Here is a 12717-nt window from a genome sequence, read left to right as displayed (position 1 = left end):
TAAAAAGATGAAAAATACCTATCTATATATTTTCTGTTTGACACTATTGTCATTGGGTTCTTGTAGTTTAGAAACAGAACCTTTAGTACAACAAACAGATACAAATTTTTATAAAACAACAGATGATGCTTATTCAGCATTAGTAGGTTGTTACGATGGTTTGCAAGTTGCAACCGGAGCCAGCGGTTTGGGAGTTCCTGTAATCAGTGAAGTAATGTCTGACGATTGTTTCGGCGGAACCGGAAATTCTGATGGTTACAATTATGCTGCAATCGATGAGTTTGATATTTCACGCTCACCTTCAGATGTTGATATGCTTAACGGTAACTGGATTGGTTATTATAAAGCAATTTATCGTTGTAATATTTTCTTATCAAAAATGGATCAGATTGACTGGAAAGGTGATACAGCTTTGAAGAATACATATACGTCTGAAACTAGATTTATCAGAGCCTATTTATATTTTGAAATGGCACGTTTATGGGGAAGTGTTCCATTGTTAACATCACCTTCTTCTGAAAATGTACCACAAGCAGCACCTGAAGAAATCTACAAAATAATCGCAGAAGATTTAGTCTTCGCTTCAAACAATTTGCCAGCCGTTGCTTATAATGCTACAACAAGCGGACGTATTACAAAATGGGCAGCAAAATCTTTACTGGGACGTGTTTATTTATACTACACAGGATATTACGGAAAAACAGATTTAGCAGGAGTAGTAACTAAAACACAAGCTTTAGGACATCTTGAAGATGTTATTGCATCAAGTGGTCACGGTTTAGTAGATGATTTTTCTACATTATGGCCAGCAGCTTCAGTGGATAAATATGCCGGAGAAAGCAATAAAGAAATCGTGTTTTCTGTGAAATACTCTTATACAAGTGACTATAGCGGAAACACAGATGGAAACCATTGGATGGTAATGTTCGGGATGAGAGAATTCTCATCTTACCCTTATGGACGTGGTTGGGGAGTTACAGTAAACTCTAAATTATGGAAAGCTTACAGCGCAACAGATACAAGACGTGCAGCAAGTGTAATTGGAATCGACGAAGAAAAAATAAAATTCGATAAAATCAATAATCAAAGAGAATACACAGGATATTACAACAAGAAATATTCTCCAATGGTTGACAAAGACGGAAAAGATATGCCATTAGTTATGGGAAGTCAATATTGGGATATCGGACAATTTCAGGATTATGTTGTGTTAAGATATGCAGATGTTTTATTAATGGCTGCTGAATTAGGAAGCGGAAGCGCACAGACTTATTTTGATGATGTGAGAAGAAGAGCTTACAAAGAGAATTTTACAGCTTTACCAGTAAATGCTGATAATATACTGAACGAAAGACATCTGGAATTTGCTCTTGAAGGAGTTAGATATTGGGATTTATTACGTCAGGGTGTTGGAAAAGCTTCTACTACAATTGCAGAAACTACAACATTATTAAGTGGTGGAGTTGCCGGAACAAAAACAATTTCTGCAGCTAAAATCCAAGCTACAAAAGGACTACAACAAATTCCGAATACACAGATCACATTATCTGGAGGAGTTTTGAAACAAAATGCAGGTTGGTAATCTTAACTAAAAAAGGAAAGAAATGAAAAATATTAAATTATTAGTTACATCATTTTTGATGTTAGCAGCAATAATGCTAGTATCATCTTGTTCTCCGGAAACGTATTCTTTGGATACGCCAATGGATAAAGCGGATATACATTTTGAAATTACTCAGGATTTAACCGCAGATCCAGGCGGAAATACCGTAATAATGAAAAACACAACTCCCGGAGTTGTATTGAACTGGGATTATGGAACAGGAAAATCCAGCAAAGCGGTTGAAACTGTAAAATATGCCTTTAAAGGAAGTTACACAATTAAAATTTCTGCAGTAACCGGAGGTGGTATTGTTGCATTAGATCCGGTAACAATTACAGTAAATCAAGACAACTTAAACTATGTTAATGATCCGCTTTGGACCGCATTATCAGGTGGAGTTGGTAAAAAGAAATCTTGGGTAGCAGACAATGGTAAATATGGATTAGCTCCTGGTGCAATGTCTTATGCAGATCCAAGCACAACAGTAGAATGGGGTAATTTTACTCCAAACTGGGAACCTGAAGGAAACGCTAACTCGAGTACAGATGCAGATATGCACTGGGGAAGATACATGACATTCAGCCTTGAAGGAGGACCATTTATGACCGTTCATGAAGCTGACGGAACAACGATCGAAAACGGATCTTACTTCTTAGACATCAATGCACATACTTTAACAACAACAGGAACAACAATCCTTAGACCGGATAATTATATTGCAAATGCAAGTAACTGGAATGACAATATTAAAGTATTAACTCTAACAGAAAATCAGTTAAGAATTGCTGTCAAAAGAACCAACAGCGAAGGTCCTTGGTGGTACATCTGGAATTTTGTTTCTAAAGATTATGCAGATAATTATGTTCCTCCGGTTACAGAACCAGTTGTTGACGAAGGTTTCAATCCTACGTTCGCACCTGGAGAATTATTGACCATGTTAACAGGTGGAGCCGGAGCAGGAAGAGTTTGGAAACTGGATGCAGGCGGAAATCCTGTTGACTGGGTTGGAAAAGGAAAAGGCTGGACAGTTAATTCTACAAGTTCGTACAATTGGGGATGGAATGATGATTGGGCAACAATTGCAGGAAATTCATCGATACGTTTTGATCAATGGGGAGGAACTCTTAACTATACCCGCAATCAAAATGGTGTAATCACAACAGGAACTTTTACGATAAATGCAGCGACAAACGAAATTAATTTAGGAGGAGAAAAACTTCTTCAAAATGCAACAAGCTGGATGAATCCAACAACAAGTGTTATTAAAGTTGTAAAAGCATACAATAAAGATTTTCTTCAAAAAGGAATCTGGCTTGGAACATCATATGATGCAGGAAAAGATGAATGGTTTGTTTTTCATTATATAGTTCCATAAAGTATTTACGGTTTTGTTTTAGAATAAAATCATAATTACCTCAAACTAGTAAACAACCGGTAGGGGATTTAAAGAGTCGCCTATCGGTATGTTTATATTTGTTTTTCAAAACAATATAATCCTATGAATATGAATAGCATAAAAGAATATTTAAATAGAGGTTTATCATTATTATTACTAATCGGAATTATCCTTTTGAACTCTTGCAGTAAAAAAGAAGATACTTTCGATAATAGAAAAGTTTCTTTTAATTCAGATTGGAGTTTTCATTTAAATGATAGTATAACAGACAAAGATACTATTGGAATTTCAACCAAATGGAGAACCCTAAATGTTCCGCATGATTGGAGTATAGAAGGAAAGTTTGATGAAAAAAGTCCTGCCGGATATGGAGGCGGATCTCTTAACGGAGGCTTAGGTTGGTATAAGAAAACTTTCAAAATCAATGCTTCTGATAGTAGTAAAGTAATATCAGTAATCTTTGATGGCGTTTACAGAAACAGCGAAGTCTGGGTAAACGGACATTATTTAGGAAAACGTCCAAATGGATATATCGGTTTTCAATATAACATGACACCGTATTTAAATTACGGAGACAAAAACAACGAAATAATTGTAAAGGTTGACAATTCAAAACAACCAAATTCACGTTGGTATTCAGGATCAGGAATTTTTAGAAATGTCTGGATCGAAACCACAGATAAATTGCATGTTGCACAATGGGGAACTTATGTGACAACGCCAAAAGTTACTGCCGAAAAAGCTTCGGTAAGTTTTGAAACTACAATTCAAAACCAAAATACAGCTTCAAAAAAAGCAACAGTAATAACCACTATTTTTAAAGAAGATACCAAAGTAACATCGGTTACCCAAAATATAACAATTGGAGCAAACGCCAATCAAATCATAAAACAATCGGCAGAAGTTGAAACGCCAATTTTATGGTCAGTTGAAAAACCTGAATTATATACAGCAGTTACAGAAATTTCGCTTGACGATAAAATTGTAGATCAATACAAAACTAATTTCGGAATCAGAGATTTTAAATTTGATGTCGATAAAGGTTTCATTCTTAACGGAAAACAAGTCAAAATCAAAGGAGTTTGTATGCACCATGATTTAGGACCTTTAGGTTCAGCAATCAATACACGCGCCATCGAACGTCAGCTTGAAATCCTAAAAGAAATGGGTGTAAACGGAATCAGAACTTCACATAATCCTCCGGCTCCTGAACTTTTAGACCTTTGTGATAAAATGGGTTTCATTGTAATGGATGAAGCATTTGACATGTGGAAACAAAACAAAACCAAATACGATTATGCAAATGATTGGGACAAATGGCACAAAAAAGATTTGACAGATCAATTGCTTCGCGACCGAAATCATCCAAGTATTTTTGTTTGGAGTATTGGAAATGAAATTCCGGAACAATGGAACGAAAATGGTGTGGCTATAGCCAAAGAATTAGCCGCAATTACACGTCAATATGATAAAACACGTCCATTAACCGCAGCGATGAATCCGCCGGTGAATATGAATATTGATGACGTAACATTACAATTCGAAAAAAAGAATGTGCAGTTTAATCCTCTTGCAAAATCTGGAGTTTTAGATCTGATCGGATACAATTATGCACATCAGACTTATGCACATCATAAAGAAAATTTCCCTGGAATTCCTTTCATCGCAACCGAAACTACTTCGGGATTACAAACCCGCGGTTATTATGATAATGTTTCAGATACTATAAAAAAATGGCCGGTAAGTTGGGATCAAAAATTCACAAAAGGAAATCCCGGCAATACCGTTTCTGCTTACGATCAGGTTCAAACGCCTTGGGGTTCAACACACGAAGCAACTTGGAAAGTAATTAAAAAATACGATTTCCTTTCCGGAATGTATATCTGGACAGGTTTCGATTATATCGGAGAACCAACTCCATATGAATGGCCGTCAGTAAGTTCATATTTCGGAATTGTCGATTTAGCCGGTTTCCCAAAAGACGTTTATTATATGTATCAAAGCGAATGGACAGACAAAACCGTTCTGCACATTTTCCCACATTGGAACTGGAAAGTGGGACAAACCGTAGATGTTTGGGCATATTACAATAAAGCAGATGAGGTTGAACTTTTCCTTAACGGAAAATCAGTTGGAGTTCGCAGTAAAAAAGGAGATGATTTACACGTAATGTGGAGAATTCCTTTTCAACCCGGAACACTAAAAGCAATTTCCCGTAAAGACGGAAAAACAGTTCTGGAAACCGAAATCAAAACAGCCGGAAATCCATCAACTTTAAAACTTACAGCAGACAGAAGCAACATCAAAGCAGACGGAAATGATTTGTCATTTGTAACTGTAGATATTTTAGATTCAAAAGGAACTTTGGCTCCAAATGCCAATAACGAAATCAACTTTTCATTAAAAGGAAACGGAAAAATTGTAGGCGTTTGCAGCGGAGATCCAGTAAGTTACGAATCGTACAAAGGTTCAAAACATACAGCGCTTAACGGAAAATGTTTAGTTATAGTTCAATCGGAAAATAAAACAGGAAGATTAGAATTAACCGCTAAAGCGAATGGATTAAAACCAGCAACAATTGTAATTACAGCAGAATAACGACGCATCTTTCCTGCAAGGTTTTCAAAACCTTGTAGGTATGTTAAACGTTTACATCATCAATATAAAACCTACAAGGTTGAAAAAAACCTTGCAGGAAGGAAATACAAAAACTAAACTAATGAAAAACTCACAACTAACCACATTGTTTTCAGCTTTCATGCTTGGATTTGTTTTGACGCCAAAAGTATCGGCACAAATTCAGAACGCAGATGTGCTAAATGCTCCGATAGATATCAGCAAGGATTTTCAGAATTATCTGAACACCTTTTATTTTGCCGATGAATTGACAAATTTTGATCCTGCAACAGGAAAAGGAACCATAAAATATCTGAGATATAATTATAAAACGCGTCAGGCTTTCAACAATATGATGATGAAACCAGATGTTGTTGAAGCAAACGAATTTCCAACAACAGAATATCAGGCTTCACCAGAATTACCGTTTCAGATTCAGTTTGTTTCAGACAGAACTATCCGAATTAAAACGACTTCAGGACCACAATTTCATCCTGAAAAAGAATCCTTAATGTTGATTAATGGCGTTGCGCCAAATCATCCTGAATTATGGAAATATTCTAAAATAGAAGGCGGTCACAGTTATACAAGCAAACACGGAAGAGTAGAAATTTTGACAAAACCGTGGCACGTAAAAATTTACGATGAAACCGGAAAATTACTGACAAGCACACTTCACGATTCAGATTTTAAAAACACTTATACACCAACACTTCCGTTCTCGTATGTACGCAGAAATAGCGATTATTCAAGAAGTATGGGCGCGGCTTTTAGCTTAGAACCGGATGAGAAAATATTTGGTTGTGGAGAATCATTCACACAATTCAACAAACGCGGACAAAAAGTAGTTTTATGGACCGATGACGCAAACGGAATTCAGAATGAAACGATGTACAAACCCGTTCCATTTTATATGAGCAGCCGCGGTTACGGAGTTTTCATGCACCATTCGACACCAATTACAGTTGACTTTGGAAGATATTATTCAAGTGCAAACGAAATGTATATTGGCGATGACGAAGCCGATTTGTTTTTCTTTATCGGAGAACCAAAAGACGTTTTAGATCAATACACAGATTTAACCGGAAAAGCTGCAATGCCACCACTTTGGTCATTTGGTTTCTGGATGAGCCGAATCACTTATTTTTCTGAAAAAGAAGGAAGAGAAGTAGCAAAAGATTTGCGCAAATATAAAATTCCAACAGATGTAATTCACTTTGATACCGGTTGGTTTGATGTAGATTGGAGAAACAATTATGAGTTTGCAAAAGCACGTTTCCCGGATGCCGAAAAAATGATGTCAGATTTAAAAGACGATGGATTTCATGTTTGTTTATGGCAATTGCCGTATTTCTCACCAAAGAATACGTTGTTCAACGAAATCATGGATAAGAATTTAGCCGTAAGAGATCGCAAAGGAAATCTTCCGTATGAAGATGCCGTTCTTGATTTCTCAAATCCTGAAACTGTAACTTGGTATCAGGCAAAACTGAAACATTTATTCGACCAAGGCGTTTCGGTTTTCAAAGTAGATTTTGGAGAAGCAGCTCCGCCAGACGGAATTTACCATTCAGGAAGAACAGGTTTTTACGAACACAATTTATATCCGTTAAGATACAACAAGGCTGTAGCCGAAATTACTCAGAAAGAAAAAGGATACACTTTAATCTGGGCAAGAAGTACTTGGGCAGGATCTCAACGTTATCCATTGCATTGGGGCGGAGATGCAGAAACTTCAAATGGAGCAATGTCGGCAGAATTACGTGGCGGACTTTCATTAGGATTAAGCGGATTCAGTTTCTGGAGTCATGACGTAGGAGGATTTGCAACGAAATCACCGGAGAATTTATACAGAAGATGGGCACCTTTCGGGATGTTTACTTCGCACGTAAGAAGCCACGGAGAACCTCCGCGCGAACCTTGGTTGTACAGCAAAGATTTCCTTGAAGGATTTAGAAAAGCAGATAATATGCGTTACGAATTAATGCCATATATCTACGCTCAAGCGAAAGAAAGTTCACAAAAAGGATTACCTATGATGCGTGCATTATTTGTAGAATATCCAAATGATCCGGGCGCTTGGTTGGTGGACAATGAATATTTATTTGGATCAAGTATGTTGGTTGCACCACTTTTTGAAGAAGTTACAGAAAGAGACGTTTACCTTCCGGAAGGAACATGGATTGATTATCAAACCAAAAAAGTGTACCAATCCGGATGGCATAAAATCAAAGCTGGCGAAGTGCCAATCGTAGTTTTAGTAAAAGACGGAACCGCATTGCCACACATCGCTTTGGCACAATCTACAAAAGATATGGATTGGAGTAAATTGACATTAAAAGTATATGCAAGTGACAAAACAACTTCGGCTACAGCCAAAGTATTTTTACCAGACGGAGATTCAGTAAAAGAAGTAAAAGTTACAAAATCCGGAAACAATTTTGACGTAGTTTCAAACCCGTTACAAGGAAAAACGACTCTTAAAACAGAGTGGATAAAATAAAGAAAGAATTAAAAATTGAGAATTAAAAATTAAAAATCCGCTCAATCTGCCAAATCTGCGAGAGAAAAATTAGTCAAAGATTAGAAAAATATATGCCACAGATTTAAAGGATTCTAATGGATTATATCATGGTTAATTAGTTAGAAAAATCTTTTGGAATCTTTTAATCGGTGGCAAAAAATAATCCCAAAAGGATAAAAATAAGTTTTTGTTGAGTTTCTAAATCGGGTGAAGTCTCATAAGCAACACCCGATTTAATAAAAATGAATTAAGAAAAATATCATGAAAAATTACCTCATTCTTCCCGCTTTAATCCTTTCAGTTTCGATTGGATACAGTCAGAAAAATAAAAATGCTTATGAATTGGCATCGCCAAACGGGCAAAACAAAATTAAATTCGAATTAGTAAAAAATGCTCCAAAATATGCTGTCTCACAGGGAAAAACCGAAGTGATAACGCCATCAGATATGGGGTTTTTATTAAAAGGAAATGAAAACTTAAGTTCTGATTTCGAAATTAAAAGTGTGAAAAATTCCACTTTTGATGAAACCTGGGAACAAGTTTGGGGAGAAAAGAAAAACATCAGAAATCATTACAATCAGCTTTCGGTTCAATTACAGCAAAAAGCAGGAAACAAACGCAAGTTGGAAATTCAATTTCGTGCTTTCGATGACGGAATTGCTTTTAGATATGTATATCCAAAACAAAGTGTAAAAGACAGTATTTTCATTATGGATGAAAAAACGACTTTTAATTTAAAAGAAGATGGAAAAGCGTGGTGGATTCCGGCAAACAGAGAAAACCGTGACGAATATCTTTTTAAAGATGCGCCCGTAAGTACACTTGATACCGTTTTGACGCCGCTTACAATCGAAAGCAAAAGCGGATTAGCATTGAGTTTTCACGAAGCAAATTTGGTAGATTTTGCAAGTATGACTTTGGTAAACACAACCGGAACGCAACTAAAATCTGATTTGGTGCCGTGGTCAGATGGTGTAAAAGTTCGTGTAAAAGATACTTTCACATCTTCATGGAGAACGCTTCAAATTGGAGAGAAACCAGCAGATTTAATTACCTCTTATTTGATTTTAAATCTAAACGAACCAAACAAATTAAAAAATACAACAAGTTATTTCAAACCATATAAATACTTCGGAATTTGGTGGGGAATGCACATTGGAAAATATACTTTTTGGGAAAGCGACAAACAAGGCGCAACAACCAAACACGCGGAAGAATATATTGATTTTACAGCAAAAGAAGGATTTCATCATTTATTGATCGAAGGCTGGAACAAAGGCTGGACGCCACAATGGTATGAAAATCATATGCATATGTTTAGCTTCACGAAAAGTGCAGACAATTTCGACTTAGAAAAAGTAGTTGAATACGGAAACAAAAAAGGCGTTGCACTTATTGGATATCACGAAACAGGATCAAACTTAATTAACTATTTAAAAGAAGTTGACGAAGGTTTTGCATTGTACAAAAAGTTAGGAATGCATTCCGTAAAAATTGGACACGTAGGTTCTAAATTGAACATGAAAGAAATGCACTTCGGACAATTTGGAGTAAATTATTTCAGATATATTCTTGAAAAAGCAGCGCAATATGATTTAGCCGTTTTATACCACGAATCTATAAAAGATACTGGAGAACGCAGAACTTTTCCAAACATGGTTTCGAGAGAAGCAGCACGCGGACAAGAATATAACGCTTGGAGCGAAGGAAATCCGCCAAATCACTTAACGATTCTTCCGTTTACAAGATTACTTTCCGGACCAATGGATTTTACACCGGGAATTTTTGATGTTGAGGTAAAACAAGGATACCCGGGGAAAAGAGTACACGGAACAACAGCGCAACAATTAGCATTGTACGTTACGATTTATGCACCAATCCAAATGATGGCAGATCTTCCTGAAAACTACGAAGGAAAACCGGCATTACAATTCTTAAAAGATGTTCCAACAGATTGGGAAGACACAAAAGTGTTAGACGGAAAAATTGGAGAATACATCACAACAGCTCGTAAAGACAGAAACAGCGCCGATTGGTATTTAGGAACAATCACAAATGAAAACGCAAGAGACGTAAATGTTTCTTTATCATTCTTAGATCCAAAAGCTACTTATGAAGCACAGATTTATGCTGACGCCGAAGGAACTGACGAAACACACAATCCATCTGCAGTAGCGATTTCTAAGAAAACAGTAAAAGCTTCAGATTCACTTAAATTACATTTAGGCGGAGCAGGAGGAACAGCAATTAGATTTAAAAAGCTATAAAAGATTGATATCCTAACAGTCCCGAGGCTTCGGGACTGTTAGGTATATATTCTTAACACAACGATTAGATTAAAAAATAGAATTTATAAAAATTTTAGACAGAGACGCACTGCTGTGCGCCTTTACTAAATAACCACAATTTTTTTAAATGAAAAACCTCATTCTGCATATCGTTTTTATTTTGTCGATCAATTTGGTGTTGTCGCAGCAAAAGCAATATCCTTTTCAGGATCCTAAATTAGATACTGAAAAGCGTATTGATAATTTGTTATCGTTGATGACGCTTGACGAGAAAGTTCAGGCTTTAAGCACAAATCCATCTGTAAAAAGATTGGGCGTTGTGGGAACAGGTCATGTAGAAGGATTGCACGGTTTGGCACTTGGCGGACCGGGAGAATGGGGCGGAAAAAACAAACAACCCGTTACAACAACTACTTTCCCTCAGGCTTACGGTTTGGGAGAAACATGGGATGTTGAATTACTTCAAAAAGTTGCACAAGTCGAAGGATATGAAACGCGTTATGCATTTCAGAAATACCATCGCGGCGGATTAGTCGTTCGTGCTCCAAATGCAGATATTGCAAGAGATCCGCGTTGGGGACGTACCGAAGAAAGTTACGGAGAAGATGCTTTTTTTAACGGAAAAATGACCGTTGCTTTTGTAAAAGGATTGCAGGGAAATAATCCAAAATATTGGCAAACGGCTTCGTTAATGAAGCATTTTCTAGCCAATAGCAATGAAGATGGCAGAACTTATACATCATCTGATTTTGATGAAAGGCTTTGGAGAGAATATTATTCTTTACCTTTTCAGATGGGCGTTGTCGAAGGAGGTTCTCGTGCGTATATGGCTTCATATAATAAAGTAAACGGGATTCCGGCAATGGTTCACCCGATGCTAAAAGACATTACCCAAAAAGAATGGGGACAAAACGGAATTATCTGCACAGATGGAGGCGCATTCAGATTGTTGCTTTCAGATCATAAATATTACGCAGATCAATTTCTTGGTGCTGCCGCAGCTATAAAAGCAGGAATCAATCAGTTTTTGGATGAATATACTGAAGGTATTTATGGAGCGCTTTCGCACGGATATTTAAAAGAAAAAGATATTGATGCCGTTATTCGCGGTGATTACAGAGTGATGATTAAACTTGGAATGTTGGATAATTCAGATGAAAATCCATATTCGAAAATTGGAACAGGAAAAGACACAATTGATCCGTGGGAAACCGAAGCGCATAAAAAAATAGCTCTCGAAGCAACTCAAAAATCGATTGTTCTACTTAAAAATGAGAATGGATTATTGCCTTTACAAAAGGATAAATTAAAAACAATTGCCGTAATCGGACCGCGCGCAGATCAAGTACTTCTGGATTGGTACAGCGGAACTCCGCCTTATACAATTACACCTTTGCAGGGAATTAAAAATAAATTGGGAGACAATGTCGAAATTCTTTACGCTAAAAACAACATCGACGGAAAAGCAGCTGAAATAGCCAAAAAAGCAGATGTTGTAATTGTTATTGTCGGAAACCATCCGGTTTGTGATGCAGGTTGGGCAAATTGTCCTGTTCCGAGTGAAGGTAAAGAAGCCGTCGATCGCCAATCGCTGACTTTGGAACAAGAAGATTTAATTAAAGTGGTGTATCAAGCAAATCCTAAAACTGTTGTTGCTTTGATTAGCAGTTTTCCATATGCGATAAACTGGACGCAAGAACACGTTCCCGCAATTTTACATATGGCGCAAAATAGCCAGGAAACAGGAACAGCTTTAGCCGATGTTTTATTTGGAGATTATAATCCAGCCGGAAGATTGACGCAAACTTGGGTTAAGGAAATTACAGATTTGCCGGAATTATTAGATTATAATATTCGAAATGGCAGAACTTATATGTATTTCAAAGGAAAACCATTATATGCTTTTGGCCACGGATTGAGTTATACCACTTTCAAATACAATTCAATTGAAACCAATTCAGAAACAATCACTAAAAATGCAGAAGTAAAAGTCGCGGTTTCTATTACCAATACTGGAAATAAAGACGGAGACGAAGTGATTCAATTGTATGTAAAACAATTAAATTCAAAAGTAGAACGTCCTGAAAAAGAACTAAAAGCATTTCAGAGAGTTTTCTTTAAAGCCGGAGAAACCAAGAACGTTTCTTTAATTTTAAAAGCAAAAGATTTAGAATATTGGAATACAGCCAAACAACAATTTGAATTAGAGAATAATACAATTGAAATTCAGATCGGAAATGCTTCAGATAATATTCTTCTGAACAAGAAAATAAACGTGAAATAATTACC

The 12717-nt window shown here is 36.6% G+C and carries 6 protein-coding genes; all 6 read left to right on the top strand.

Annotation, left to right across the window (positions count from 1 at the left end; all coding sequences use genetic code 11):
• Window positions 1–7: 7 nt before the first annotated feature.
• Entirely contained in the window at window positions 8–1582 is a 1575-nt protein-coding gene (locus CLU81_RS11330; RefSeq protein WP_099709897.1) for a RagB/SusD family nutrient uptake outer membrane protein, read from the top strand.
• Between the two features lie 22 nt (window positions 1583–1604).
• Window positions 1605–2978: a hypothetical protein gene (locus tag CLU81_RS11325; RefSeq protein WP_233209692.1), complete on the top strand. Its 1374-nt coding sequence runs from the start codon at window positions 1605–1607 to the stop codon at window positions 2976–2978.
• Between the two features lie 129 nt (window positions 2979–3107).
• A complete protein-coding gene (locus tag CLU81_RS11320; protein WP_099709896.1) occupies window positions 3108–5597 on the top strand; it encodes a glycoside hydrolase family 2 TIM barrel-domain containing protein in 2490 nt (829 codons plus the stop codon).
• A 121-nt stretch (window positions 5598–5718) separates the two neighbouring features.
• Window positions 5719–8118, top strand: coding sequence for an alpha-xylosidase (locus CLU81_RS11315; RefSeq protein WP_099712731.1), 2400 nt, complete (start codon window positions 5719–5721; stop codon window positions 8116–8118).
• 282 nt (window positions 8119–8400) lie between these two features.
• The gene (locus CLU81_RS11310; RefSeq protein ID WP_099709895.1) at window positions 8401–10407 is read left to right on the top strand and encodes a glycoside hydrolase family 97 protein; all 2007 of its coding nucleotides are present in this window, start codon (window positions 8401–8403) and stop codon (window positions 10405–10407) included.
• 148 nt (window positions 10408–10555) lie between these two features.
• Window positions 10556–12712 (top strand): glycoside hydrolase family 3 C-terminal domain-containing protein, encoded by a 2157-nt coding sequence (locus tag CLU81_RS11305; RefSeq protein WP_099709894.1) that lies wholly within the window; start codon window positions 10556–10558, stop codon window positions 12710–12712.
• Window positions 12713–12717: the final 5 nt, after the last annotated feature.

The sequence above is a fragment of the Flavobacterium sp. 9 genome, assembly GCF_002754195.1.
Classification (GTDB): Bacteria; Bacteroidota; Bacteroidia; order Flavobacteriales; family Flavobacteriaceae; genus Flavobacterium.
This window is presented reverse-complemented; position numbering and strand designations above follow the sequence as displayed.